26 protein-coding genes and 1 tRNA gene are annotated in these 24,931 nt (G+C 66.3%); 15 read left to right on the forward strand and 12 right to left on the reverse strand.

The window, feature by feature from the left end; genetic code table 11:
• The first annotated feature begins 48 nt into the window (after positions 1-48).
• The 3 genes from Q8T13_08600 to Q8T13_08610 all read left to right on the forward strand — a co-directional run bounded on the left by Q8T13_08600 (position 49) and on the right by Q8T13_08610 (position 2,598).
• Positions 49-627 carry a hypothetical protein gene (locus tag Q8T13_08600; protein MDP3717805.1) on the forward strand — a complete coding sequence of 193 codons (579 nt, stop codon included), beginning with the start codon at positions 49-51 and terminating at the stop codon, positions 625-627.
• On the forward strand, positions 624-1,754 hold the full coding sequence (locus Q8T13_08605; protein ID MDP3717806.1) for a matrixin family metalloprotease: 1,131 nt from the start codon (positions 624-626) through the stop codon (positions 1,752-1,754). Before Q8T13_08600 ends, Q8T13_08605 begins: the two co-directional genes overlap by 4 nt.
• 109 nt (positions 1,755-1,863) lie before the next feature.
• Complete coding sequence (locus Q8T13_08610; GenBank protein MDP3717807.1) at positions 1,864-2,598, forward strand: ferritin-like domain-containing protein; 735 nt, start codon at positions 1,864-1,866, stop codon at positions 2,596-2,598.
• Here the strand turns inward: Q8T13_08610 and Q8T13_08615 are convergent.
• Entirely contained in the window at positions 2,595-3,227 is a 633-nt protein-coding gene (locus Q8T13_08615; protein MDP3717808.1) for a nucleotidyltransferase family protein, read from the reverse strand. The genes Q8T13_08610 and Q8T13_08615 overlap by 4 nt on opposite strands.
• A 239-nt stretch (positions 3,228-3,466) precedes the next feature.
• Here Q8T13_08615 and Q8T13_08620 point away from each other — a divergent pair, with 239 nt between their 5' ends.
• The 3 genes from Q8T13_08620 to Q8T13_08630 all read left to right on the forward strand — a co-directional run bounded on the left by Q8T13_08620 (position 3,467) and on the right by Q8T13_08630 (position 4,444).
• On the forward strand, positions 3,467-3,673 hold the full coding sequence (locus Q8T13_08620; GenBank protein ID MDP3717809.1) for a cold shock domain-containing protein: 207 nt from the start codon (positions 3,467-3,469) through the stop codon (positions 3,671-3,673).
• 42 nt (positions 3,674-3,715) lie between these two features.
• Entirely contained in the window at positions 3,716-4,336 is a 621-nt protein-coding gene (locus Q8T13_08625; protein ID MDP3717810.1) for a YdcF family protein, read from the forward strand.
• 12 nt (positions 4,337-4,348) lie between these two features.
• Positions 4,349-4,444, forward strand: a tRNA-Sec gene (locus tag Q8T13_08630).
• Between the two features lie 4 nt (positions 4,445-4,448).
• Here the strand turns inward: Q8T13_08630 and Q8T13_08635 are convergent.
• The 6 genes from Q8T13_08635 to Q8T13_08660 all read right to left on the reverse strand — a co-directional run bounded on the left by Q8T13_08635 (position 4,449) and on the right by Q8T13_08660 (position 9,940).
• Positions 4,449-5,141: an HAD family hydrolase gene (locus tag Q8T13_08635; protein MDP3717811.1), complete on the reverse strand. Its 693-nt coding sequence runs from the start codon at positions 5,139-5,141 to the stop codon at positions 4,449-4,451.
• Positions 5,142-5,155: 14 nt separating this feature from the next.
• On the reverse strand, positions 5,156-5,869 hold the full coding sequence (locus Q8T13_08640; protein ID MDP3717812.1) for a hypothetical protein: 714 nt from the start codon (positions 5,867-5,869) through the stop codon (positions 5,156-5,158).
• A complete protein-coding gene (locus Q8T13_08645; protein MDP3717813.1) occupies positions 5,866-6,768 on the reverse strand; it encodes a PHP domain-containing protein in 903 nt (300 codons plus the stop codon). Before Q8T13_08645 ends, Q8T13_08640 begins: the two co-directional genes overlap by 4 nt.
• A gap of 108 nt (positions 6,769-6,876) precedes the next feature.
• Positions 6,877-7,896: a transcriptional repressor gene (locus Q8T13_08650; protein MDP3717814.1), complete on the reverse strand. Its 1,020-nt coding sequence runs from the start codon at positions 7,894-7,896 to the stop codon at positions 6,877-6,879.
• 10 nt (positions 7,897-7,906) lie between these two features.
• Positions 7,907-8,284, reverse strand: a complete 378-nt coding sequence (erpA, locus tag Q8T13_08655; GenBank protein ID MDP3717815.1) for an iron-sulfur cluster insertion protein ErpA — start codon at positions 8,282-8,284, stop codon at positions 7,907-7,909.
• A gap of 126 nt (positions 8,285-8,410) precedes the next feature.
• Positions 8,411-9,940 (reverse strand): FumA C-terminus/TtdB family hydratase beta subunit, encoded by a 1,530-nt coding sequence (locus Q8T13_08660; protein MDP3717816.1) that lies wholly within the window; start codon positions 9,938-9,940, stop codon positions 8,411-8,413.
• Positions 9,941-9,991: 51 nt separating this feature from the next.
• On the opposite strand from Q8T13_08660, the gene Q8T13_08665 reads away from it, so the two are divergent.
• Both Q8T13_08665 and Q8T13_08670 read left to right on the forward strand, forming a co-directional pair.
• Positions 9,992-12,436, forward strand: a complete 2,445-nt coding sequence (locus tag Q8T13_08665; protein ID MDP3717817.1) for an ABC transporter permease — start codon at positions 9,992-9,994, stop codon at positions 12,434-12,436.
• Positions 12,437-12,626: 190 nt separating this feature from the next.
• Positions 12,627-13,268: a class I SAM-dependent methyltransferase gene (locus tag Q8T13_08670; GenBank protein MDP3717818.1), complete on the forward strand. Its 642-nt coding sequence runs from the start codon at positions 12,627-12,629 to the stop codon at positions 13,266-13,268.
• Here Q8T13_08670 and Q8T13_08675 read toward each other — a convergent pair whose 3' ends face one another.
• Positions 13,269-13,880, reverse strand: coding sequence for a biotin transporter BioY (locus Q8T13_08675; GenBank protein MDP3717819.1), 612 nt, complete (start codon positions 13,878-13,880; stop codon positions 13,269-13,271).
• 16 nt (positions 13,881-13,896) lie between these two features.
• Between Q8T13_08675 and thiD the strand changes: the two genes are divergently transcribed.
• From thiD to Q8T13_08705, 6 genes are all read left to right on the forward strand, one after another.
• A complete protein-coding gene (gene thiD / locus Q8T13_08680) occupies positions 13,897-14,682 on the forward strand; it encodes a bifunctional hydroxymethylpyrimidine kinase/phosphomethylpyrimidine kinase (protein ID MDP3717820.1) in 786 nt (261 codons plus the stop codon).
• 9 nt (positions 14,683-14,691) lie between these two features.
• Entirely contained in the window at positions 14,692-15,165 is a 474-nt protein-coding gene (locus Q8T13_08685; protein MDP3717821.1) for a molybdenum cofactor biosynthesis protein MoaE, read from the forward strand.
• Positions 15,156-15,401 carry a molybdopterin converting factor subunit 1 gene (moaD, locus tag Q8T13_08690; protein ID MDP3717822.1) on the forward strand — a complete coding sequence of 82 codons (246 nt, stop codon included), beginning with the start codon at positions 15,156-15,158 and terminating at the stop codon, positions 15,399-15,401. Before Q8T13_08685 ends, moaD begins: the two co-directional genes overlap by 10 nt.
• A 123-nt stretch (positions 15,402-15,524) precedes the next feature.
• Positions 15,525-16,601, forward strand: a complete 1,077-nt coding sequence (prfA, locus tag Q8T13_08695) for a peptide chain release factor 1 (protein MDP3717823.1) — start codon at positions 15,525-15,527, stop codon at positions 16,599-16,601.
• Positions 16,598-17,443, forward strand: coding sequence for a peptide chain release factor N(5)-glutamine methyltransferase (gene prmC, locus Q8T13_08700; protein ID MDP3717824.1), 846 nt, complete (start codon positions 16,598-16,600; stop codon positions 17,441-17,443). The genes prfA and prmC overlap by 4 nt, the downstream gene beginning before the upstream one ends.
• Positions 17,444-17,494: 51 nt before the next feature.
• The gene (locus tag Q8T13_08705; GenBank protein MDP3717825.1) at positions 17,495-17,836 is read left to right on the forward strand and encodes a histidine triad nucleotide-binding protein; all 342 of its coding nucleotides are present in this window, start codon (positions 17,495-17,497) and stop codon (positions 17,834-17,836) included.
• Here the strand turns inward: Q8T13_08705 and Q8T13_08710 are convergent.
• Genes Q8T13_08710 through Q8T13_08725 form a run of 4 tightly spaced genes read right to left on the reverse strand, consistent with a single transcriptional unit; the run spans position 17,833 to position 22,013 of the window.
• Positions 17,833-18,666, reverse strand: coding sequence for a hypothetical protein (locus tag Q8T13_08710; GenBank protein MDP3717826.1), 834 nt, complete (start codon positions 18,664-18,666; stop codon positions 17,833-17,835). The two genes, Q8T13_08705 and Q8T13_08710, sit on opposite strands and share 4 nt — an antisense overlap.
• The gene (locus Q8T13_08715) at positions 18,663-19,346 is read right to left on the reverse strand and encodes an HAD family hydrolase (protein ID MDP3717827.1); all 684 of its coding nucleotides are present in this window, start codon (positions 19,344-19,346) and stop codon (positions 18,663-18,665) included. Before Q8T13_08715 ends, Q8T13_08710 begins: the two co-directional genes overlap by 4 nt.
• Before the next feature lie 25 nt (positions 19,347-19,371).
• Positions 19,372-20,739, reverse strand: a complete 1,368-nt coding sequence (locus Q8T13_08720) for a pitrilysin family protein (GenBank protein MDP3717828.1) — start codon at positions 20,737-20,739, stop codon at positions 19,372-19,374.
• Positions 20,739-22,013 (reverse strand): pitrilysin family protein, encoded by a 1,275-nt coding sequence (locus tag Q8T13_08725; GenBank protein MDP3717829.1) that lies wholly within the window; start codon positions 22,011-22,013, stop codon positions 20,739-20,741. The genes Q8T13_08720 and Q8T13_08725 overlap by 1 nt, the downstream gene beginning before the upstream one ends.
• 100 nt (positions 22,014-22,113) lie before the next feature.
• Here Q8T13_08725 and ileS point away from each other — a divergent pair, with 100 nt between their 5' ends.
• Complete coding sequence (gene ileS, locus Q8T13_08730) at positions 22,114-24,930, forward strand: isoleucine--tRNA ligase (protein ID MDP3717830.1); 2,817 nt, start codon at positions 22,114-22,116, stop codon at positions 24,928-24,930.
• Position 24,931 lies beyond the last annotated feature (1 nt).

The following is a 24,931-nucleotide window of genomic DNA, read 5'->3' on the forward strand; positions in this document are numbered from 1 at the left end:
AGCCGTTTCTGCACTATCCTTGCTTCCTCTATCCCGAGGAGGCCCACGTTGTCCCGGCGACTCTCGTTGCTGACCTTGCTGTGCACGCTGGCGGCAACCGGCGTGGCGCGCTCGACCACGGTTATTCCCCCCACCTTCGACGCGTTGGTATCCGGTGCCAATACTATTTTCGTCGGTGAGGTGATGAACGTGCGTGCCGCGTGGGAATCCACCCCCGCCGGGCGCGTCATCAGGACGATGGTCACCTTCCGTGTCGAAGCCGTCTGGAAGGGGAACGTCGGTACAGTCACCCAACTCGCATTCATGGGCGGGGAGATCGGCGATCTCGGCATGAAGGTGCACGGCATGCCCACGTTCCGCATGGGCCAGCGCGACGTGCTGTTCGTCGGCAGCGAAGCGAGACGGATCAGCCCGTTGGTGGGATTGATGCACGGCCGCATGCGCGTCGAGCGCGACCTGGTGTCCGGCGTCGACCGGGTCCGCACCCACGACGGGCAGGCGCTCGGCAGCGTGACGCAGATCGGGCCGCAGCGGGCGCCGGCCTCGCTCGCGTCCGTTACCCCAATGCGCCTCAGCGACCTGGCAGACGCCGTGCGTGCCCAGATCACTGCTGCGAGGCGGCAATGACGACCATTCGCCGCCGCACCCTGTGGGGAGCGCTGGTTGTGCTGCTGCTCGGCGTGACGGCCGCCGACACGCCGCTCGGCTTTTCGCTGCTCCCCAACAAGTGGCCGAACGGCACGGTGACCATGCACCTGCAGCTGGGCAGCGCGTCGAGCCCGCTGGTGGACGGCTTGACCAGCTGGAACCAGGTGGCCACCAATGCCCTGGCCACCTGGAACACCCATATCGACCTGGTCAAGTTCTCGGCTGTGCCGAACTCCACCGCATCGCGCGCCGAGAATGACGGCCGCAACAGCGTGTTCTTCGATTCCGCGGTGTTCGGCGATCCGTTCGACCGCGACACCCTGGCGATCGCCACGAGCTGGTATCGCGTCAGCACGGGCGCCAAGATCGAGGGTGACGTGGTGTTCAACAACGCCAAGTCGTGGAACTCGTACCGCGGCAACTTGCGCACCTCGGGCACCACCACGGTCAACGACTTGATGCGCGTGGCGCTGCACGAGTTCGGTCACATTCTCGGCCTCGACCATCCCGACGAGAACGGCCAGAACGTCAGCGCGCTGATGAATTCGGAGATCAGCAACCTCGACGCGCTGACGGCCGACGACATTGCCGGTGGCCGCTCGTTGTACGGCGGCGGCGTGACCTCGAACGTCAGCTTCCCACCGCGCAACGAGCCGAACGACTTCTTCAACCAGTTGATCGGCGTGTACCAGAACGAGTTGCGCGCCGGCCAGGTCACCACCTACGTCGATCCGGAAGGCATCGTCGTGTGGCTGATCGAGTACGCGCGCTACCGGGTGGGCTTGTGCGATCACTCGGCGGCGCAAACCCGCGTGTTCGCCGCGATCGACAACGCCGGGGTCTTTGGGGTGTGCGCGCTCACGCCGGCCGGCACCATTCCCTTCCCGCCACGCAACGAAGGGCTCGACTTCATGAATGCCCTGCAGGTGAAGTACCGCGACGATCTCAGGCGCGGCGCCGGCTCGTCGTTTGTGAACAACGAGGGCGCCGTGGTCTGGGTACTCGAGTACCTGCGCTATCGCTTGAATGGCTGCAACCACGGTGATGCCACGACGAAGGTGTTCGCGCAAATTCGCGGCCAGGGCGTCCAGCCCGTCTGTCGCTAGTGGCACGCCCCTTGCTCCCGTTCATGACTGAAGAGTCATGGCGGGAAAACAAGCGGGAATCAATCGTCGCGAGTTCGCCTGTAGGGGGTTGAGCGCCGGAATCGGGTCGTTGGTTGCCACCCGCGCGGCCCACGCTCAAGAACAGCCATCGCGCGAGCCGCGGCTGATCTCCGACACCGACATCCTGAATTTCATCCTGAACCTGGACTACCTGCAGGCCGAGTTCTATACCGTCGCCATCAGCGGCCGGCGGATCGGGGACTACAGCGTCGCCACTAGCGGCGTCGGGACCACCGGCGATACTGTTGGCGGCGCCGCGATCCCCTTCGAGCCCCGCCTGCACGAGGTAGTGACGCAACTGGCCGCCGACGAACGGGCCCACGTGAAGACCTTGCGCGATCGGCTGGGTCCCCTGGCCGTCGCGAAGCCGGCCATCAACCTCGAGGCCATGGGCACCGGGTTCCGGTCCGAAGCCGAGTTTCTCGCACTCGCACGAATGTTCGAGGATCTGGTGATGACGTCGTACCTGGGCGTGAGCAGCCTGATCGGTGATCCCCGGATGAGGGCCACCGCGGTGGGCCTGGCCCTCGCCGAAGCCCAGCACGCGAACACGTTCCGGAGCCTTGTCTCGGAACGCGGCCTGGTCGTCACCCGCTTCGATGCGCTCGACGTGCCGCCGCCACCGGCGGCCGGGGGCCGGCACTTCAACGTCGACAGCGAAGGCCTCTGCAACGTTCGCAGCGCGAGCCAGGCGCTGGCCGTGCTCTATCGCACCGGGACGCCTTTCGCCGCCGCCGGCGGCTTCTTTCCCCAGGGTCTCAACGGCGTAGTGAAGAACGTCTAGTTACCTTCTGAGCGCTTCAGTACGGATCGATACTCGTCGGGCGTGTCGATGTCGAGATACGCGCCCGCGTCCTCGACCGGCACGTCGAGCCGCCGCGACGCGTGCGCGGCAAAGATCGCCTTTGCGCCGATCCGCGGATCGGCCGAGCGCAGGTCATCGAACACGGCGCGATCGAAAATCACGGGATGGCCATGGCGCGCGCCACCTGCCCTGAGCGTAGTCGAAGGGTGGACCGGCCGTACAATCGGCGCCCGCGACTCTCGCCAGGCGGCGACAATGGCGGCGACCGAGGCGGGCCGCACGAGCGGCACGTCCACCAGGGTGACCAGGATCGCCTCGAGTTGGGGGTCATCCACGGCGGCCAGCCCCGCCAGCAGCGACGACAGCTGCCCCTCGGCCCAGCCCAGGTGCTCGACCACCCGCGCGCGCGGTTCAAAGGCTGGCATCGCAGCGCGAACGGCATCAATGTGCGCGCCGGCGACCACGGCCACACTGGGGAGACCGGCCGCCAGCAAGGTGGTCACGACCCGCGACAGCACTGTGTCTCCGGTTGTCCCTAAAGGTAGCGCGGCCTTGGCCTGGCCCATTCTGGACGAGGCGCCGGCAGCCAGCACGATGGCGCGAATCATCGCATTTCCCGTTCAAAAACCTGCAATGGAGCGCCGAACGCTCGAGCTGGGTAAACACCGTTACAATCTGAGACGTATACTTGACTTCCCATTGTTGACCTGCCTACACTGGCCCCGTTTTCGTGCCCCCTTGCCAGTGGCCACAGTGTAATCGGCCTCATTTTTGATACCACCGGTATCGTGGGTGCGGCGGCCTGGAGGGCGTTTCCTACAGGCTTCGGTTCATCGGAGGACAGGTTATGCCGACCGGAACAATCGCACGGCTCCTTATCGACAAGGGTTTCGGATTCATTCGTGATGAATCCGGCCTGGAGCATTTCTTCCACCGCAGTTCCGTTCGCGGGGCGGTGTTTGAACTGCTGCGCGAAGGACAGCGCGTCGAGTTCGTCATCGAGGAATCCCAGAAGGGCCCTCGCGCAGGAGACGTGCGGCTCGTTGAGGGGTAGAGTAAGGCCGGCCCCAGACGGGTGGGGCCGGAGTTCGTCGCCTTGAAACGTATCCTTGTTCGCCTGGCCGCCGTCGCGGCACTCTTCCTCGTTCTGGTCGCCGTTGCCGCGCCGCGCCTGGGCGGCTGGCTCGTCGTCGAAGATCCCCTGCAGAAAGCCGACGCCATCTTCGTGCTGGGCGGCACCATGTTCGAGCGTCCGCTCGAGGCCGTGGACCTGTATCACGAAGGGTGGGCGCCGCGAATGCTGCTGATGCGGCAGATTGCGGACGATGGCGAGGTGGAGTTGCAGCGGCGCGGCGTGCAGTACCACCGGGAAATTGACGTGCAGGTGGACGTGCTGACCAGGCTGGGCGTGCCGCTGGCGGCCATCGAGATCCTGGGCCAACAGAACAGCACCAAGGACGAAGCCGACGCGCTGCGCGACATCGTCGTGGCCAGGAACTGGTCGCGGGTGATCGTCGTGACGTCGAAGCAGCACACGCGGCGCGCCAGGCTGGTAATGAACCGTCGCGTCGCGACGACCGGCGGGCAGGTGATCCTCCGCGCATCGCGCTACGACCGGACCGACGCGGACGGCTGGTGGCGGCAGCGTGGCACGCTGCGGTTCACGTTGTTCGAGACGCAGCGGTTGATCGCCTACTGGCTGGGGATAGCGGACTGATATGATCGGAGCGGAAGTGAACGGGGCCCGGTGGCCCTCCCGGTCTTCAAAATCGGTCGCTGCCTCCTTGTGGGGCAGGCTGGGTTCGACTCCCAGGCGCTTCCGCCAACCTTCACACCAACAGCGCTAACACCTTCTCGGTATCGGCTAGATCTGCCAGCACGAAGTCCGCGCCGGCGGCGGCCAGCTCGTCAACCGAGTGTCCACCCGTCGCCACTGCAAGGCACTGCGCCCCGGCGACGCGCGCGCACTCGATGTCATGCGGCGTGTCGCCAATGACGATGACGCGCTCGAGCGCTTCGGCCGGCACGTCGTAGGTCTCGGCACGCTGCCGCGCGATTGGCACCAGCGCATTGCGATCCGCGGCATCGTCGCTGAAGGCACCCCATTCGAAGAAGTCCCACAACTCGAAATAGGTCAGCTTGATCTCGGCCGCCGCGCGGTAGTTGCCGGTCAGCAGGGCCAGGTGCAGGTGGTCATACTCGCCCAGCGCCTCGACCAGCTCGCGGGCCCCAGGCATCAGTCCCTTGTGGCCCGTGCCTTCGTGCTGGATCTCTTCCTCGAGCAGCGGCAGGTACGTGTCGCGGAAGCGCGCGTGGTTCTCGGCCGTGTCGGGCAGGCCGGCCGCCTGCAGCGCCTGCGACAGGAGAAACGAATCGGTCCGGCCGCCAAATGACGCGTGCGTGAAGCCGTCGGCCACGCCAAAGGTGGTGGCAAAGGCGCGCGTCATGGCGCGCATCCCGGCACGGCCGCTCAGCAGCAGCGTGCCATCAATATCGAATAGAACGAGGGCGGGAGTTTTCACAGGAGATTAGGAGGTCAGGAGAACAACTTTTTCAAGAACCCGACCGGCTTCAGCTCGCCGGTCGCCCCCACCAGCTCGACGCGGCGGCCGCCAATTGCCTTGACGAGCTCGGCGTCGGCAGTCAGCACCAGCAGCGCCAGGCCGCGGGAGCGGGCGAGGCGGGCGAGGTCGGCGCCAAACCCCGCCACGGTGTCTCGCGGCAGGCTGGCGGACGGATGCTCGGCGATTAGCAACTGTGGCCCGAGCGCCAGGGCGCGGGCCAGGTGCACCCGCATGTGAGTGTCAGGACGGGCGCGGCCGGCGGGAACGTCGAAGTCCGCTGCCGCGATCCCCACCTCGCGAGCCAGCGCCGTGACCTGCGGCAGCACGACCGGGTCGATCGGATCAACTTCGAGCGTGAACGACAACGCGATGTTCTGCAGCACCGAGAACATCTCGACCACGATGCCGCGTGAGGTGACCATGCCGAGCCGGTCCAGCGACGTGAGCCACGCGTTGATATCGGCAATCGTCCGGGTGTTCTGGCCGAACAAGACGATGTCGCCCGCGTCGGGTAGCGCTGCGCCGGTCACGAGGTGCACGAAGGTCTCGGCGGCCAGGGCATCAAGTCCACTGACGGCCAGCACCTCTCCTGGTGCCAGCGCCAGCGACGTCATGCGCAACGGCCTGAGTCCCTGGTAGTCCTTGACCAGGTCCTGAACAGCCAGCAGTGATGGTGTGCCGCTCACGACGGGCGCCGGGCGTTGGCGCGCTGCTCGAGCGCCGCCAGGTCGTCGGGAGGCAACAGGATGGCGCCCAGGGTATTGCGATGCGAGCGCGCCCCGCCTCCTGCCCTGAGCGAACCAGGGGGACTGGCCGGGAGCGAGTCCCCCTGGTGAGTCGAAGGGTCGCCATGAAAGTCGGAGCCGCCGCTGACGAGCAGGCCCAGCCGCTGCGCGAGCCCGCGATACAACTGCACGTCTTCCGGCAGGTGATCCGAGTGATAGACCTCGATGGCATCGAGCCCCGACTCCGCCAGCGGGCCGATCAGCGCATCGCGCCTGGTCACGGCCGGATGCGCGAACGACGCCACACCGCCGGCCGCATGAATGGCCGCCACGACCGTGGCCGGGCTCGGGCCGGTGCGCGGCACGAAGGCCGGCAGGCCCGTCGCCAGCCAGCGTTCGAAGGCCTCGGCCACCGACGCGACATGGCCGGCGGCAACCAGCGCGCGCGCCACCTGTGGCCGCCCAATCGAGGTGCCCGGCCGCGTCGCCGCGGCGGTGACCATCGACTCGACGTCCACGGGCATGCCGAGCGTGGCCAACCGCGCGCCAATCTCGCGGACGCGCGCCACGCGCTCGGCGCGCTGCCCCTCGAGAAATGTCAACAGCGCCGGGCTGGCCGGATCGAAGAAGTAGCCCAGCATGTGAACGTCGCGCTCCTCGGCGACCGAGGTGATCTCGATGCCGGGGATCAGCCGAATGCCGCGGGCCGCCGCCTCGACCCCGGCCTCGGCCAACGCCGCGACCGTGTCGTGATCGGTCACGCTCATGGTGGCGATGCCGGCGGCGGCGACTCGCGCCACCAACTGGGGCGGCGTCAGGCGGCCGTCGGACGCGGTGGTGTGGAGATGGAGATCGATCACGATGATTTTGCGATCTGATGATCTCGCGACGTGGCGATTTGGCTAACGCGTGTCACGAAATCCCAAAGTCCCAAAATCCCCAAATCACCAGATCGCCAAATCCCCAAATCAGCGACCCGCAGCGCGCGAGCGCGCTTTGGCTCGCCCGCCTCCGCGCGGACGCTTCGGCGCGCCAAGTGGTTTGTGTCCGGTGGCGCGCTGCCGTTTGACGAGGGCTCGGTACTCGCGGATTAGCAGCTCCAGGTGCTCGCGTTCTTCTTCGGCGAAATCCAGGAAGACCTGCTTGCCTTCCGAGTCTTCGAAGCGTTCGCCGTAGCGCTTGAAGAAGCGGTGCGACCCGCGCTCGCAGCGAATGCCGATGCGATAGGCCTCGAGGTCGTCGACCCCGTCGCGGCGCAGTTGATCGGTGCCGGCGGCAAACAGGCCGTTGGCCGCGCCCTTGAAGAACAGGAACGTCGGCCGCGACTCGAGCAGCGGATCCTGCTTGAGCAGCGCGTCGTAGCGCGCCTCGAGGGTCTTCAGGTGGTGCACTTCCTCGGTGGCCAGCTTGCGGAAGATCTCGCGGGCCCGCGGATCCTTGACCAGCTTCACGCCACTGCCGTAAAACTCCATGCCGCTGCGCTCCGTGGCAATCGCAATGCGCAGCGCATCGCGCGCGAACAGCAGTTCGGAGTTGGAGGGCTCTTCCGGCGCGCGCCCGGTCGTGCACGCATCGCAGGTGCCGTAGACCTGGACGACGCTCTGCCGCGCCGTGAACGCGCGGGCTGCCGCCACTTCTTCGACCAGCGACTCGATGTCGGAGCTGAGAAACTCGTACGAGCGGTTGCAGGTCTTGCAGATCAGGTGAAAGTGCCGGGGATGCCGGTACGAGTGCTCGAAGCGGAAGCGGCCCTCGCCGAAGTCGACCTTGCGGGCGATCCCCGCCTCTTCCATCCACTGCAGGGTGCGATAGACCGTGGCCCGGCTGATCCGCTCGTCCTCGCGCTTGATCAGCACCACCAGATCGTCGGCGCTCAAGTGTCCCTCCTGCTTGAGGAACACGTTGACGATCAGGTCGCGCTTGCTCGAACGTTTCGTGCCGGCCGGTCGCAGCCGATCGAGATCCGGGATGGCCGCCGGGGTGGCCATGGCAGCCCCTTTACGCGCTGAAGGACGAGCCGCAGCCACAGGTCGAGGTGGCGTTGGGGTTCTTGATGGTGAAGCCGCCGCCGGTGATGGTGTCGACGAAATCCACTTCGGCGCCCTTCAGGTAGCTGACACTCACCGGGTCGACGAACAGGCGCACGCCGTTCGACTCGAACAGCTGGTCGCCGACGCCGCCGCTCTCTTCGATCATCAGGCCGTACTGGAAGCCCGAGCAGCCACCGCCCTGCACGAACACGCGCAGGCCGCTTTCGAGCTTGCCCTCTTCGGCGAGCAGTTCGCGGATCTTGCCGGCTGCCGATTCGGTGACCGTGATCATCGGGTCGGTCATCGGGGGCGCGGTCGGGGTGAGGGTGTGCGTCTCTGTATTCATGATTAATCCTAGTTTATTCCGCCTACGCCCGGATTAAAAGCACGCCGGGCTACGGCGGGACCTCGCCATAGCTCGGCCGGTATTCCCCAAGCGACGGCGGGCCGCCGAGAAATCCCTCGAATTCGCCTAAAACCTTGCTTCTGCCAGTTCGGCCAGGTGCCCCGCCGAGTCCTGCTCCAGGTCCTTGTGCAGGCTGTTGCCGTGGGCGTCCATGGTCACGATCGCTGGGAAGTCCCTAAGTTGTAGATGCCACATGGCCTCAGGAGTTCCAAACTCGAGCAGCGACACCCCCTCCACCCGGTCAATACAGCGCGCGTAGAACTGTGCAGCCCCGCCGATGGCGTTGAGGTAGACCGCCCCGTGCTGCTTCAGGCCGGCCAGCGTCTTGCCGCCCATCCCGCCCTTGCCCATCACCACGCGAATGCCGTACTTGCCGATGATGTCGGCCTGATACGGCTCCTCGCGGATGCTGGTGGTCGGCCCCGCCGCAGTCACCTTCCATGACCCGTCGTCCTGCTTCGCCACCACGGGGCCGCAGTGATAAATCACCCCGCCGTTCAGGTCCACCGGCGGCGCGTGACTCGCCAGGTGATGGTGCACTGCATCGCGGCCCGTGTAAGCCTGGCCGCTGATCAGCACGACGTCGCCGACCTTGAGGGACCGGATGGTGGCCTCGTCGATCGGCGCGCGCAGCACCACCTCGCGGCCGGTGCGCTTGAAACCGGCCTGGTCCATCATCGGAATGGTCGGCACCGACGGATCCCGATAGATCCATTCCTTGATCGCCCCGGTGGCGCCGTCGAGCGTTACGCCCAGCCGGCGATAGGCCCAGCAGTCGTACGCGACCGACACGAAGAAGCTTGCCGGCAGGCGGTTCTGCGCGCCGACCTTGCAGCCAATCAGCGAGATGCGGCCGCCAAAGCCCATGGGGCCGATGCCGAGCGTGTTCACGGTGCGCATGATCTCGGCCTCGAGCTCGGCGAGCCGCGCGTCGGGGTTGAGGTCGTCGAGGCTGCGGAACAGCTGCTGCTTGGCCTCGACATAGCCGCTGGTGCGGTCGCCGCCAATGCACACGCCGATGGCGCCCGGGGCGCAGCCCTTGCCCTGCGCGTTCCACACCGCGTGGAGAATGCACTTGCGCACGCCCTCCATGGTGCGGTCGGCGCGGCCGAGGTGCGGCAGCTCGGCCGGCAGCGAGTACTGCGCGTTCATGTTCTCGCAGCCGCCGCCCTTCAGCAGCAGCTTCACCTCGATGTCGTCGCGCTCCCACTGCTCGAAGTGAATTACCGGCGTGCCGGGGCCCAGGTTGTTGCCGCTGTTCTCGCCGGTCAGCGAATCAACCGAGTTGGGGCGCAGCTTGCCGCGCCTGGTGGCCTCCGCAATGGCGTCCTTGATCTGCTTCTTGAGCAGGATCTGGTTCACGCCGACCGGGGTCTTCACCTCGAAGGTCGGCATGCCGGTGTCCTGGCAAATGGCCCCCTCGACTTCGGCCGCCTGGTCGATGTTCTGGCTGATGATGCTGAGCGCCTGGCCGGCGCGCGAGTCGGCCGCCTCGGTGTCGCGGGCGTGCCGCATGGCCGCCCGCACGTCGGGCGGCAGGTCCGTGGAGGTCTTCACAATCAGCGCGACCACGGAATCGAAGAAGCTGGGGAGCATATCTGCACAGTTTAGGCGAACTTCCCACCCTCCGCCATCGTCTCACTGAGGGTGAAACTCGCCCTGCGCCGCCTCTTCAAGAGCCCAGCTTTCGCTCTGACCGCGGTCATGACGGTGGGCGCCGCGATTGGCGCCAACGCCCTGATTTTCAGCGTCGTCAACGGCATCATCCTCAAACCGCTGCCGTATCACCAGCCGGCCTCGCTGGTGGCGGTGTGGCATGTGGCCCCAGGGGTGATGGCGGGGCCGCTCAATCAGTCGGCCGCCACCTACTTCATGTATCGCGACAGCGCGCAGGTGTTCGAGGACATCGGGCTGTGGAGCAACGGCTCGGCCACGGTCACCGGCCGCGGCGAGCCGGAGCAGGTGCAGACGATGAACGTCACCGACGGCACGCTGGGCGTGCTCGGCGTGCGGCCCGCGCTCGGTCGTGGCTTCAGCCGCGAGGATGACCTGCCGACCGGCCCCGATGTGGTGATGCTCTCGCATCGTTATTGGGAGCGGGTGTTCAGCAGCAGTCCGGCGGCGATTGGACAGTCACTGATGCTCAACGGCCGGGCGCACGAGGTGATCGGCGTGCTGCCCGAGGGCTTCCGCTTCCTGGATCAGAACCCGTCGCTCTTCGTCACGTTCCAGTTCAACCGCACCGAAATCCATGCGGCCGGCTTCAGCTATCAGGGCATCGCGCGGCTCAAGCCGGACACGTCGATCGCCCAGGCCAACGCGGATGTCGAACGGCTGCTGCCGACGTTGACAGAGCGCTTCCCGTTGCCGCCGGGCTTCACCCAGAAGATGTTCGAAGAGGCGAAATTCGGGAGCCTGGTTCGTCCGCTCGAGGTGGACGTGGTGGGCGACATCGGCAGCATGCTGTGGTTGATGCTCGGCACGGTCGCACTCGTGCTGCTCGTCGCCTGCGCCAATGTCGCCAACCTGTTCCTGGTGCGCGCCGAAGGACGCCAGCAGGAGCTGGCCGTGCGCCTGGCGCTCGGCGGCTCGGCGCGCCGGGTCGCGTGGGAGCTGATGTCGGAATCGCTGCTGGTCGCCATGCTGGGCGGCGTGCTCGGCGTGGGCCTGGCCTACGGCGGCATCCAGTTGCTCGTCTACCTGCAGCCGGCGCAACTGCCGCGCCTGAACGAGATCACCCTGGATCCCGTCGTGCTGGTGTTCACCCTCGGCCTGTCGCTCGTGGCGGGCCTGCTGTTCGGCGCGATCCCGGTGCTGAAGTATGCGAGGCCCCATCTCGCGGCCGCGCTCAAGGACAGCTCGCGCGGGTCGAGTGAAGGCCGCGAGCGGCATCGCGCGCGCAACACGTTCGTGGTGGCCCAGGTCGCGCTGGCGGCCATCCTGCTGGTGGCGTCTGGCCTGATGGTGCGCACGTTCCTCGCCATTCGCGACGTGCCGCCGGGCTTTACCAAGCCGGAAGAAGTGCTCACACTGCGCATTTCGATTCCCCAGGCCGTGGTCAGCAACGCCGGACAGGTGGCACAACTGCACGAGCAGATCGTGCGCCGCATCGAGGCGGTGCCTGGCGTGGTGTCGGTTGGCACCACCTCTTCGTTGCCGATGGACGGGAACAACAACAACGATCCGGTCTGGGTCGAGGACTTCCCGGCTCCCGAAGGGCAGATCCCGACGTTGCGGCGTCACAAGTACATCGGCGAAGGCTACTTCGCCGCGATGGGCAATCACATTGTCGCCGGGCGGGACCTGACGTGGCGCGACGTCCACACCTCGGCGCCCGTTGCGCTGATCAGCGACAACCTGGCGCGCGAGTACTGGAAGGACCCGTCACGAGCGGTCGGCCGGCGCATTCGCCGTTCGTCGCAGTCGCCCTGGATTGAAATCGTCGGCGTCGTCGGCGACGACCGGCAGGATGGCGCGACGCAGCCCTCGCCGACGATGGTTTACTGGCCGATCTTGACGACCGGCTTCGACAACCAGCCGTATATCCAGCGATCGCTGGCGTATGCGATCCGCTCGTCGCGGTTGCAATCGAGCACCTTCCTGCCGGAAGTGCAGCGCGCGGTGTGGAGCCTCAACCCCAACCTGCCGCTCGCGCGCGTGCGCACGCTGTCGCAGATTTACGACGAGTCGATGGCGCAGACGTCGTTCGTGCTGGTGATCCTCGGTATTGCCGCTGCGGTCACGCTGTTGCTCGGCGTGGTTGGCATCTACGGTGTGATCGCCTACATCGTGTCGCAGCGGCGCCGCGAGATCGGCATCCGCATGGCGCTCGGCGCGCACGGCGGCACGGTGCAGCGCATGTTCATCAGCCGCGGCGTCGCACTCGCCGGCATCGGCCTGGTGGTCGGCCTGGTGTCGGCCTCGCTGCTGATGCGCCTGCTCAGCTCGTTGCTGTTCGGCGTCAGCCCATTCGATCCGCTCACCTACGCCGCCGTGGTGACGGCGCTCGGCCTGGTCGCCCTGGTGGCCACCTGGCTCCCCGCCCGCCAGGCGACGCGCGTAGACCCCATGTCGGCGCTCCGCGCCGACTGAAATCGCGCCGACTGGGGTCTGACCCCCAATTTCACAATTTTGTGGATTGGGGTCAGTCGTCGTGACTGGCTTCGGCCGGTCGCCGAGACGAACGTCTCGGAAACGGCCCAATTCTGGCGCGCCAATCTCGGAAACGACTGCCCCCAATCCACTGTTTGGTGAAATTGGGGGTCAGACCCCATCATGCGGTGTGAAGCTGAAGACGGCCGTGGCGGCGTTGCTCTTGCTGGCGACCCCTGCGTCGCCGCAAAGTCCAAGCCACGGCCGGCTGTTTCCGCCCTCTGATCTCGGCCTGCTCGAGGCGCCCGACCGCGACCTCTGGCAGCGGCCGGATCAGATCATGGACGCCATGGGCATTGCCGAGGCCTCAGTGGTGGCCGACATTGGCGCCGGCAGCGGCTGGTTCACCATCCGGCTCGCCCGCCGCGTGGGTCCGCAGGGCCTGGTTTACGCCGAAGACGTCCAGACCGAGATGATCAACGCCATTACCCGCCGGGTGCAGCGTGAGGGACTGACCAATGTCCGCGCGGTGCACGGGCAGAACAGCGATCCGCGCCTGCGGGCCGGGGCCATGGATGCGATCCTGATCGTCGACGCCTATCACGAGGTGGAAGACCGCGTGACCATGCTCGCCAACCTGGCGCGCGCGCTCAAGCCGAACGGGCGAATCGGCGTCATCGACTTCAGGCTGGATGGGACGGGGCCGGGACCGTCACCCGAGGAGCGCGTGAGCCCGGACGTGGTCGTGAAAGACGCGGCCAAGGCGGGGCTCCGGCTGGTGCGCCAGGAGCCCTTCCTGCCGTATCAGTACTTCCTGATCTTCGGGAAGTAACTAGCGGGCGCCGAGGAACTTCCAGGCGCTCGGCAGCACCAGTCCCGCCGCGACCATCTTGATCACGTCGACGATCACGAACGGGTAGAGGCCGATCGCCAGTGCCGCAGTCATGCCGATGCCGTTCGCCAGCCACAACACGCCACCGGCGAAGATCACCGACAGGCCGGCGGCCATGGCCAGGATCGACGACAGGTAACGACGGTCAAGGCCGCGCTCGGCCAGCAACCCGGTGAGAAACGCCGCGGCCGGATAGGCCATCAGGTACCCGCCGGTCGGGCCCAAGAGCCGCAGGAAGCCCTGCGGCAGCTCAGGCGAGAACGCAAACACCGGCAGGCCGGCAAGGCCAAGCGTGAGATAAAGGATCTGGCTGAGGGCGCCGAGACGGGACCCGAGGACCGCCGCGCCGATGAGCACGACCATCGGCTGGATGGTAAACGGCACGGGCGTGAACGGCAGCGGAAAGCTGAGCTGCGCCGCCGCCGCCGTCAGCACCGCCACGAAGGCAACCGAGAGCACCTGCACGCCGGTCCACACGCTGGCGGAGCCCGCGCGCATGCTGACCTGATCGAGAATTGTGGATGCGTGCGAAACCTGGGGACGTGATGTCATGACACGGAATTCTACTATGCCCGCCGCCCTGACCATCGCCGGGTCCGATTCTGGCGGCGGTGCCGGCATCCAGGCCGATTTGAAGACATTTGCCGCCCACGGCGTCTATGGCACCTCGGCGATTACGGCGCTGACGGCGCAAAACACGCTGGGCGTCACCGGCATCCACGTCGTGCCGGACGACTTCGTGACCGCGCAAATCGAGGCGGTGGCGGGCGACATCGGGTGCCAGGCGGTCAAGACCGGCATGCTGGCGACGTCCCAGATCGTGGAGGCGGTGGCCGCGGCCGTCGAGTCATTCGACTTGCCCAACCTGGTGGTCGACCCGGTGATGGTGGCCAAGAGTGGGGATCACCTGCTCGATGAGGAAGCGGTGCACGCCGTGCGCTGGACGCTGCTGCGCCTCGCCCGCGTGGTGACCCCCAATATTCCCGAGGCCGAAGTCCTGGCGAAGATGCCGATCCGGTCGGTCGCCGACATGCGCGAAGCGGCGCGCCGCATCGCCACGCTCAAGCCGGCGGCGGTCGTGATCAAGGGCGGGCACCTCGCCGGACCCGAAATCGTCGATGTGCTGCTCGAGCGCGGCGAGTTCCACGAGTTTGTCGGCCCCCGCATCGAGGGTCGGAACACGCACGGCACCGGGTGCACGTTCGCGGCGGCGATTGCCGCGCACCTGGCGAAGGGTGCGAACCTGGTCGACGCCGTGCGCGAGGCCAAGGCATATGTCGCCGGCGCCATGCATCCGGGCGTTCCCCTGGGGGGCGGCCACCGGCCGCTCAATCACTTCTGGAAGCTATACTGAAGGGCTGACATGGTCCCGCTGACCGCCATCACCACGGCGCCGCTCGACACCGACGCCCTCGTGCGCGCCCTCGACACGTCGGGCATTGGCGCGGTGGTGACGTTCATCGGGCTGGTGCGCGATCACAACCTGGGGCGGCGCGTCCTGCATCTCGAGTACGAAGCGTACGAGGCGTTGGCGCGGCGCGGCCTGGACCTGATCGTGACGGAAGCGGCAGCCCAGTGGCCGGCGGTGCGGCTGGCCATTCATCACCGCACGGGCCGAATGGAAATCGGCGAAGCCAGCGTCGCGATCGCCGCTGCCTCGCCGCATCGCGCTGATGCGTTTGCGGCATCGCGCTACGCGATCGAACGGATCAAGCAGATCGTGCCGATCTGGAAGCACGAATACTTCGAGGGTGGCGACGTGTGGATTGAGGGCGCCACGGCCGATCCCGACAACACCGAGGCGCGCACCCAGGCGCTGAAGATCGCATGCGCGTAACGATCCGGCTGTTTGCCCGTCTGCGCGACATCGCCGGCACTGGCGAGCTGGCGCGCGAAGCCCCGAGCGGCGCCACGGTCGGCGCCCTGTGGGCGGGCCTGGTGGCCGAGTACCCCGAGCTGTCGCCGTACGGGAAATCGATCTCGTGCGCGGTCAACGCGGATTATTCGAAGTTTTCCGCGACGATCAACGACGGCGACGAGGTCGCGTTTCTGCCGCCGGTCTCCGGCGGATGATCGGTAGCCAGATGCCAGTATCCAGATGCCAGGGCATGAACCTCGGTACTTCTGGCTACTGACTACTGGCTACTGGCTACTGGCTACTGGCTACTGGCTACTGGCTACCGAAAGGATTGTGTTTTGTTCGACAAGCTCGAAACCGTTGAGGGCAAGTACGAGGAGCTGATGGCGTCGCTTGGCACGACCGCCGTGCAGAGCGATGCCAACGAATTCCGCAAGCAGTCAAAAGCGCTCGCGGAGATCGAGGAGCTCGTCCAGAGGTACCGCGACTACAAGGCGGTGTCGCAGGAGATCGCCGGCACCGAAGAGATGATCAAGGGCGGCGACCCCGAGATGCGCGACCTCGCCCTCGAAGAGCTGAACGACCTCAACGTCCGCAAGGAACGGCTGTCGGACCAGATCAAGATCCTGCTGGTCCCCAAGGACCCCAACGACGATCGCAACGTGATGGTGGAGATACGTGCCGGCACCGGCGGCGAGGAAGCGGCGCTGTTCGCCAGCGAGTTGTACCGTGCCTACGTTCGTTACGCCGAGCGTCAGCGCTGGAAAGTCGAGCTGATGTCGCTGAGCGAAGCCGACAAGGGCGGCGTCAAGGACGTGGTCGTCGCCATCGAGGGCAAGGGCGCTTACAGCAAGCTGAAGTACGAAAGCGGCGTGCACCGCGTGCAGCGCGTGCCGGCCACCGAAGCCAGCGGCCGCATTCATACCTCGGCGGCCACCGTCGCGGTGCTGCCGGAAGCCGACGAAGTCGACATCGTGATCCAGGAGAAGGACCTCCGCATCGACACGTTCTGCTCGAGCGGTCCTGGCGGCCAGAGCGTCAACACCACCTACTCGGCCGTGCGCATCACCCACATCCCCACCGGCACGGTGGTCTCGCAGCAGGACGAGAAATCGCAGGTGAAAAACCGCGCCAAGGCCATGAAGGTGCTGCGCAGCCGTCTCTACGACGCGGAAATGCAGAAACAGCACGATGCGATTGCCAAGGACCGCAAGAGCCAGGTCGGCACCGGCGACCGCTCCGAAAAGGTGCGCACCTACAACTTCCCGCAGAGCCGCGTCACCGATCACCGGATCAACTTCACCTCCCATCAATTGCACGACGTCATGGACGGCTATCTCGACGAACTGATCGACGCCCTCAGCACCTTCTACACCGCCGAGAAACTGCGCGAAGTCACCCAGTCGGGGCAGTGACGCTCAGACAACACCTCACCGCGGCGAAAGGCCTCCTGGTGGCGGCCGGCATCGAGCCGGCCGAGGCCGCACGAGACGCGCTGTTCCTGGCCATGCACACGCTCGGTTGGGATCGGGCGACGATCCACGCCCGCGACCTCGAGTCGCCTCCCGACACGTTCGCCGCCGCTTACGGCGCCGCCATCGAGCGGCGGACGCGGCGCGAGCCGACCGCCTACATCACCGGCCACCAGGAGTTCTGGAACCGCGACTTCCTGGTGTCGCCGGCGGTGCTGATTCCTCGACCCGAGACCGAGCTCATCATCGAGGAAGCGCTGTCGCTGGCGTTTGTCACGGTCGCCGACATCGGCACCGGCAGCGGCTGCCTGGCGGTGACGCTGGCCGCCGAGTTCCCGCGCGCGCAGGTGGTGGCCACCGACATCTCGGCGCCGGCGCTGGAGGTCGCACGCGGCAATGCACAGCGTCACGGTGTGGCCGACCGCATCGCATTTCGCGAAACGCCGTACCTGGACGGCGTCACCGGTCCGTTCGACCTGATCGTGTCGAACCCGCCGTACGTAACCGACGCGGAGTACGCGGACCTGGCGCCCGAGGTCCACGACTTCGAACCCCGCTCGGCGCTGACCGCCGGGCCCGATGGGCTTGGCGATGTGCGCGCGATCCTGTCGTGCGCCGCGACGCGGCTCGTCCCCGGCGGAATGCTACTGATGGAGATTGGCTTCGGCCAATCAGAAATGGTACGCTCGCTGGTCCAGGCGACACCAGATCTCACGTTGGTGCGCATCAGCCCCGACCTCCAGTCAATCCCCCGCATCGTCGTCGCCCAACGAACTGCACCTTAGGCACCTTAGGCACCCTAGGCACCCTAGGCCCCCTATGGCACCATATCCCCCATGAGCTGCTTGTTCTGCAAGATCATCGCGGGCGACATTCCCGCGTCGAAAGTCTACGAAGACGATCAGTTGATCGCCTTCAATGACATCAATCCGCAAGCGCCGACCCACGTGCTGATCGTGCCGAAGCGCCACATCCCGACACTGAACGACCTGGCGGCCGCAGACGATGGGCTGGTGGGGACGATGGTGCGACGAGCGGCCGCGATTGCGAAGGAGAAAGGGTTCGACGGTCCTGGCTATCGAACCGTCTTCAACTGCAACGCCCAGGCCGGCCAGACGGTGTTCCACATCCACCTGCACCTGCTCGGCGGACGCACCCTGGCCTGGCCGCCCGGCTAGTCTTTTCTCGCCAGCAGATAGCGGCCGAAGCCGGCCTCTCGCTGGAGCACGAAGTCCACCGCGCGGTACCCCCTGGCGAAGTACTCCTGGAACATCTGCCGTACGTGCAACCGCCACTGCAGCGCCCGTTCGGGCGCTTGCTGCTGCATTTGCGTGAAGCCGGTGGGGATCTCGATCCACAGGCGCCGTTCGGCCACCGTCAAGTCGATGCTCTTGACCTCGCGCCAGCCGTCGTCCAGGGCCGTGACGTTCACCACCGGGGCCATCCCTACTTCATGAGACACGGCGCGCAGCCCCGGGGTTTGTTCCAGCCGGCGAGCAACGTGGGGCTCGCCGATTCGCCAACTGACAATCAGGCGATCGGTCGGCGTGCCGCGGTGCAGGGCGCTGGTGGACTCGCCGTAGAAATTCTCGGCATACTCCTCCACCACGCCGCCCAGCTTGGCGAAGTTGAAGTGCGCGTTCATCGCCTGCATGGGGTCGAACGTCCACTCGATGAGCTCGTAGCCTTGCGCCAGCGCCCGCGCGCGCTGCTCGAGCTTCAACTGGAATCCGAGGCCGCCGCGGTACTCGGGCAGCACGCCGGCCATGTGCGACCACATCATCGGCCGGCCGTCCTTCATGCCGACCACGGCATAGGCAAAGCCAACCATGTGGTCACGATCGAAGGCGCCGATCAAGGTGGCGCCGCGCTTGACGGTGAAGATGAAGACCGGGACGGTGACGATGTCGCCGAGGTCGGTGTAGCCCCAGATGGCCTGCTCGAGGGCGACCACCTGCCGGAACTCGTCGATGGTGGTGAGGTGCCGAATACGAATGTCAGTCGTCACAGAACGTCCGTCAGTTGTAAAAGCGTTTGTATCACCGCGACATTTGGCGGCAACCCCGCCGGCACCTCGCCGGATCGGCGCAGCAGCACGGCCTGCATGCCGGCCTTGAGCGCGCCCTCGACATCGTGCTTCAAGCTGTCGCCGACCATCATGGATTCGCCCGCCGACACGCCCGCGCGCTCCAGCGCCGCATCGAAGATGCTGCGGTGCGGCTTCATGTAGCCGTGAGCAGACGACGAGACCGAGACGTGGATGAGCCCGTTCAGCGAGAAATGTTCGCGGAACGCGTCGAGGCAGCGGTGTGAATTCGAGATCACCCCCACCTTCAGGCCACGCTCCTGTAACCCCTTCAGCACCGGCGCCGCATCGTCATACATCTCGAAGTGGTGGTTCACGGCCCACTGCTCGTAAATTTGTCGCGCCACCTCCACCACCTTCGGCCCGCGGCCGCCCATGTGCTCGATGATCGAGGCGGTGTAGTGGATGAACAGATCGTGGTTGTAGATCTGCTCTTCGACCTCGTCCAGGATGAACGACGAGGCGGCGGTCGCCTGATCGAAACGCGCGGGATCGACCTCGATGCCGCCGGTGGCGCAGGCCTGCCGGTAGCCCTCGGCCTGGAATGTCGGACCGGGATAGATCAGCGTGAAGTCGACGTCAAAGAAGACAGCGCGGATCATTTCTTAACCACGAAGGACACGATGGTCACGAAGTCTTCTTGATGGATTGGTCTTCGTGATCTTCGCGTGCTTCGTGGTTCCATGGCCCTGCGACGGCGATCGTGGCGCGCGCCGGATCGAGCAACTGGCGCGCGGCGTCGCTCGCGGCCTCGAGCGTGACCGCCTGCACCAGGCCGGGCACGCGCTCGTCGTAATCCAGGCCCAGGTCGAAGAAATCGGCGTTCAGCAGAAACGACGCGATCGCCGCGTTGGTCTCGAGCTGCCGCGGCAACGAACCCACCAGGTAGCTCTTCGATTCGTCGATCTCCTGCGCGGTAAAGCCGGACTGCACGACCGCGGCGAGTTCCGCATCGATCGACCGAATGGCGCGCTCGACGTTGTCGGCCGACACGCCGGCGCGAATCGTGAACGGGCCCGCACCGAGGCTCGCCTCGAGCGAGCTGAACACGTAGTACGCCATCCCCTGCCGCTCGCGAATGCTGTCGCCCAACCGGCCGCCGATGGCGTACTGGCCAAGCGCGTTGTTCATCACCGAATACGTGATGTAGTCGGGGTGCGAGCGACGAATGCCGACAAACCCGTACGCCAGGTCGGCCTGCGCCTTGTTCATCATCGGCACCGTCACCAATCGGCGCTCGGTCGGCGCCACGGCATCGGGCACAAGCCGTCCGTCGGGCACGACCACGTCGGTCGGCAGCCCTTGTCCCGCCGGCTTGTCCGCCGTAGCCTGGGCGGAGGTGGAAGCCTTGGCGGAGGCGGACCAGTCGCCAAACGCCTTGGCGATGGCGGCGGTCGCCGCGTCCTCGGCCACGTCGCCCACCACGACCACGGTGATGGCCGGCGGTTGAAAGCCCTTCTGGTAGAACCGCACCAGGTCCTGCCGGCGAATTCCCTCCACGCTGGTGACGCTGCCGCGCACCTTGCGGCTGTATGGATGCGACCCGTAGAGCGCACGCGCGAAAGCATCGACGGCCATCGGCGCCGGATCATCCTCAGCCTGGCGGATCGCGGTGATCAGGTCCGCGCGCCGCGTGTTCACTTCGTCGTCCGGAAACGCCGGATGGCGGGCAATGTCGGCGGCCAGGGTCAGCACGGCACCGAAATCATCCGACAGGCAGGTGGCGCTGATGGCCATCTGGTGGCGGCCGGTCACGACCGACAGGGAGGCGCCGCGGCCATCGAGGTCGTCGGCAATGACCTCGGCCGGCCGCGTCACGGTCCCCCGGTCGAGGACGCGGGCGCACAGCGCCGCCACGCCTTCGCGGTCGGGCGGGTCGGCATAGGCGCCGGCGCGCACGCCGACCACCAGGCTGACGGCAGGCGTGGTGTGGTTCGCCTTCGCGATCACCGTGACGCCGTTATCGAGAACGGTCCGCTTGGGATTGAGCGCCATTACTCGACCACCGGCTCGAACCAGCCAATGGTGCGGTTGGCGGGCGTCAGGTACTTCACCGCCGCGGCATGCACGGCCTCAGGGGTGACGGCGTCGAGCCGGGCGCGCAGGTCGCGATAGTACTGCCACGCGCCAATCGTCTCGAAGTAACCCAGTTGATGGGCGATGTCGGTCACGCTGTCGGTGTCGTAGACGAACCGCGCGCGCAATTGCGCGTTGACCTTGGTGAACTCCGCGTCCGTGATGCCGTCGTGCAGCAGGCGAGCCACCTCCGTCAGCACCGTCTCTTCGATCGCGGCGAGCGGCTTGCCCTCGGCGACACTGACGCTCAGGGAATACAAGTACGGATGCTCGGTCGGCATCAGGGCGCCGCTCACGCTCGAGGCCAGGCCGCCATCGACCAGCGCGCGATACAACCGGGCACTTCGCTGTGGGCGCGACACGCCGCCACCCGACCAGATGTTCAGGCCCCCGGCGCCATTCAGCACCGCGTCGGCCACCAGCAACGGGAAAAACGCGTCATCGGCGAACGCCGGGGCATGAAACGAGGCCTTCCAGTACGCGGTGGTGCCTTCCTTGCGCAGCACCACGCGGCGTTCGGCCTGCTGTTCAGGCTCCACCTGGCGCACGCGCGCCGGACGAGCGCCTGCGGCAATGCCGCCGAAGTGCGCTTCGATCCGCTTGAGCACATCGTCCGTGTCCACGTCGCCGACCACCACGAGGGTGGCGTTCGAGGGGACGTAGTACCGGCGGTAATGACCGTACAGATCGTCGCGCGTCATCGTCTGCAGGTCGGACAACCAGCCGATGGTCGGGTGGCGATACGGGTGCACCTTGAAGGCGGTGGCGTTGACCTCGGTGTCGAGCAGCTGCTCGGGGTCGTTCTCACCGCCTTGCAGTTCCGAGATGATGACGGTGCGCTCCGACTCGCAATCGTCCGGGTCGTAGAGACAGGCGTCCATGCGCTCGGCTTCGATGAACAGCATGCGGTCGAGCGCGTCCTTCGATGCGGTCTCCAGGTAGGTCGTCTGGTCGATCCAGGTATAGCCGTTCCAGCTACCGCCGAACTTCTCGATGATGCCCTTCACCTGGTCCCGGGGAATGTTGCGGGTGCCCTTGAAGTTCATGTGCTCGCACCAGTGGGACACCCCGGTGATGCCCGGCGTCTCGTCCTTCGAGCCGACCTTGTACCAGCACCAGACCGACGCCAGCGGGGCGGTATGGACCTCCTGGACGAGGACCTTCAAGCCGTTATCCAGCACCGTTTCGCGCACTCCCGACACTGATAACCTCCCGGCCAGAGTTGCCTTCCCGACAAGGAGCGCCTCCCGGCCCGGCCAAGTCGTTCCTCCACAGTACAATAGGAGGAACGACATGGCCGATTGGAAAGATACGTGCAACCTGCCCCGGACGTCCTTCTCGATGAAGGCCAACCTGCAGACGACCGAACCCGAGACCGTGGCCCGCTGGGACGCGATGGACCTGTACGGGCAGATTCGACAGGCGCGCAAGGGGGCCAAGAAGTTCCTGCTGCATGACGGCCCCCCGTACGCCAACGGCAACATTCACATCGGCCATGCGCTCAACAAGATCCTGAAGGACCTGGTCGTCAAGTCGCACAACATGATGGGCTTCGACGCGCCCTACGTCCCGGGCTGGGACTGCCACGGCCTGCCGATCGAGTTGCGCGTCGACCGCGAGCTCGGCCCGAAGAAGCGGCAGATGAGCACGGCGGATTTTCGCCGCGAATGCCAGGCGTACGCGGCCAAATACCTCGACATCCAGCGCGATGAGTTCAAGCGCCTGGGCGTGATTGGCGAGTGGGGCGAGCCCTACAAGACGATGAACCACCCCTATCAGGCGGCCATCGTCCGCGCGCTCGGCAAGTTCGTCGAGCAGGACATGGTCTACAAGGGCAAGAAGCCGGTGCACTGGTGCACGCATTGCCGCACCGCGCTGGCCGAGGCCGAAGTCGAGTACGAGCCGCACACCTCGCCCTCGATCTACGTCGAGTTCCCGATGGTGGATCCCGACGTTTGGAGAGCGACGGCTTTAGCCGTCGCTGGCTCAGCGGACGCTAAAGCGTTTGCTCTCCAAGCGATCTCCGTCCTCATTTGGACAACGACGCCGTGGACCATTCCCAGCAACCTGGCGATCGCGTTCCATCCCGAGTTCGAATACGGCCTGTACGACGTCGACGGCAAGGGTGTGATCGTCGCGAAGGACCTGGCGAAGGCTGTTTCAGAGAAGGTCGGCAAGTCGTTCGACAAGCTGGTCGCCACGTTCCCCGGCAGCGTCATGGAGCGCCTGGTCTTCCGTCACCCGTTGTACGCGCGCGACTCGCTCGGCGTGCTCGGCGATTACGTCACGCTCGAAGCCGGCACCGGCGCGGTGCACACCGCTCCCGGACACGGCGCGGACGACTATCACACCGGCGTCAAATACGGCCTCGAGATCTACGCGCCGCTCGACCCGGGCGGACACTACAACGAGTCGGTTGAGCTCTTTGCCGGTCTCAAGGTGTGGGATGCGAACCCGAAGGTCGAAGCTGCGCTCAAGGAGCGGGGCCACCTGTGGTCGCGCGAAGACTTCGAGCACTCGTACCCGCACTGCTGGCGCTGCCACAACCCGGTGATCTTCCTCGCCACCGCCCAGTGGTTCATCGCCATGGACGCGAAGCACCTGCGCGAGCGCGCGCTGAAGGCGATCAACGACACCCGGTGGATCCCGTCGTGGGGGCAGGCCCGCATCGAGGGCATGATCGCCAACCGCCCCGACTGGTGCATCTCGCGGCAGCGCGTGTGGGGCGTGCCGATCCCGGCGATGGATTGCGTCAAGTGCGGCCACGCGGTACTGACCAAGGCCCTGGTCGACAAGGCGGCGGCGGTGTTCGACGTCTACGGCGCCGACGCGTGGTACGAACGGCCCCTCGAGGAATTCGTGCCCGCGGGCATGACCTGCAGCGAGTGCGGCGGCACGGCCTTCGATCGCGAGAACAACATCCTGGACGTGTGGTTCGACTCGGGCTCCAGCCACGAGGCGGTGCTGCCGTTCCGCGCCGATCTCCAGTGGCCGGCCGACCTCTACCTCGAGGGCAGCGACCAGCATCGCGGCTGGTTCCACAGCTCGCTGCTGGTCGGCATCGGCACGCGCGGCCGCGCGCCGTTCAACCAGGTGCTGACGCACGGCTTCGTGATGGACGACCAGGGCCGCAAGATGTCGAAGTCCCTGGGCAACACCGTGGCGCCACAGGACATCATCAAGCAGAGCGGCTCCGAGGTCCTGCGGTTATGGGCGTCGATGGTCGACTACCGCGAAGACATCCGCGTCGGCAAGGAAGTGCTGGCGCGCACGGTCGAGGCGTACCGCAAGATCCGCAACGTCATCCGCGTGCTGGTGGCCAACCTCTACGATTTCGATCCCAAGGACGATCGCGTGCCGAACGCACGCCTGCAGGAGGTCGATCGCTGGGCGCTGGCCAAGTACGCCGACGCGGCCGAACGCATCGTCAAGGCCTACGACGACTACGACTACCCGCAGATCTTCCAGGTCGCCAGCCAGCTGATCACCGTGGACCTGAGCGCGTTCTACATCGACGTGACCAAGGACCGGATGTACACCCTGGGCGCCAAGTCGGAAGCCCGCCGCTCGGGACAGACCGCGATGTTCATCATCGTCGACGGTCTGGCGCGGCTGCTGGCGCCGATCCTGTCGGTGACCATGGACGAGTTGTGGCGGATGCTGCCGGGGGAACGGGAGGCGTCGGTGCACATGGCGCTGTTCCCTGGCGAGCTGGCGCAGTGGAAGGACGCCGCGTTGATCGAACGGTGGGCGGCGCTCGCCGCGGTGCGCGACCAGGTCAACCTGCAGCTCGAAGAGAAGCGCAAGGACAAGACCATTGGCGCCAACCTGTCGGCACGGGTGATCGTGGAGCAGGACGGCGCAACCGCGGCGTTGCTGGAGAGCTACCGAGAGTTTCTGCCGACGCTGTTTGGCGTTTCGGAAGTCGAGCTCAAGCCCCAAGGCCCAAGCCCCAAGCCAGACGGAGGCCCTCGGGTCGACGTAGCGAAGGCCGAGGGAGCGAAGTGCGACCGCTGCTGGCGCTACGTGCCGGACCTGAGCCAGGACCCCGATCGCGCCGGCCTTTGCCCACGTTGCGTCGAGGCATTGGCCGAACCGGTGAGCCTCTAAC

It is taken from the genome of Acidobacteriota bacterium (genome assembly GCA_030697165.1).
GTDB lineage: Bacteria > Acidobacteriota > Vicinamibacteria > Vicinamibacterales > UBA2999 > 12-FULL-67-14b.

What these genes read in the sequence shown, in the direction of transcription:
- Q8T13_08605 (MDP3717806.1), top strand. Translation starts at nt 624, where the DNA reads ATGACGACCATTCGCCGCCGCACCCTGTGGGGAGCGCTGGTTGTGCTG.
- Q8T13_08615 (MDP3717808.1), bottom strand. Translation starts at nt 3,227, where the DNA reads ATGATTCGCGCCATCGTGCTGGCTGCCGGCGCCTCGTCCAGAATGGGC.
- Q8T13_08620 (MDP3717809.1), top strand. Translation starts at nt 3,467, where the DNA reads ATGCCGACCGGAACAATCGCACGGCTCCTTATCGACAAGGGTTTCGGA.
- Q8T13_08650 (MDP3717814.1), bottom strand. Translation starts at nt 7,896, where the DNA reads ATGGCCACCCCGGCGGCCATCCCGGATCTCGATCGGCTGCGACCGGCC.
- erpA (MDP3717815.1), bottom strand. Translation starts at nt 8,284, where the DNA reads ATGAATACAGAGACGCACACCCTCACCCCGACCGCGCCCCCGATGACC.
- Q8T13_08660 (MDP3717816.1), bottom strand. Translation starts at nt 9,940, where the DNA reads ATGCTCCCCAGCTTCTTCGATTCCGTGGTCGCGCTGATTGTGAAGACC.
- Q8T13_08675 (MDP3717819.1), bottom strand. Translation starts at nt 13,880, where the DNA reads ATGACATCACGTCCCCAGGTTTCGCACGCATCCACAATTCTCGATCAG.
- thiD (MDP3717820.1), top strand. Translation starts at nt 13,897, where the DNA reads ATGCCCGCCGCCCTGACCATCGCCGGGTCCGATTCTGGCGGCGGTGCC.
- Q8T13_08685 (MDP3717821.1), top strand. Translation starts at nt 14,692, where the DNA reads ATGGTCCCGCTGACCGCCATCACCACGGCGCCGCTCGACACCGACGCC.
- moaD (MDP3717822.1), top strand. Translation starts at nt 15,156, where the DNA reads ATGCGCGTAACGATCCGGCTGTTTGCCCGTCTGCGCGACATCGCCGGC.
- Q8T13_08705 (MDP3717825.1), top strand. Translation starts at nt 17,495, where the DNA reads ATGAGCTGCTTGTTCTGCAAGATCATCGCGGGCGACATTCCCGCGTCG.
- Q8T13_08715 (MDP3717827.1), bottom strand. Translation starts at nt 19,346, where the DNA reads ATGATCCGCGCTGTCTTCTTTGACGTCGACTTCACGCTGATCTATCCC.
- Q8T13_08720 (MDP3717828.1), bottom strand. Translation starts at nt 20,739, where the DNA reads ATGGCGCTCAATCCCAAGCGGACCGTTCTCGATAACGGCGTCACGGTG.
- ileS (MDP3717830.1), top strand. Translation starts at nt 22,114, where the DNA reads ATGGCCGATTGGAAAGATACGTGCAACCTGCCCCGGACGTCCTTCTCG.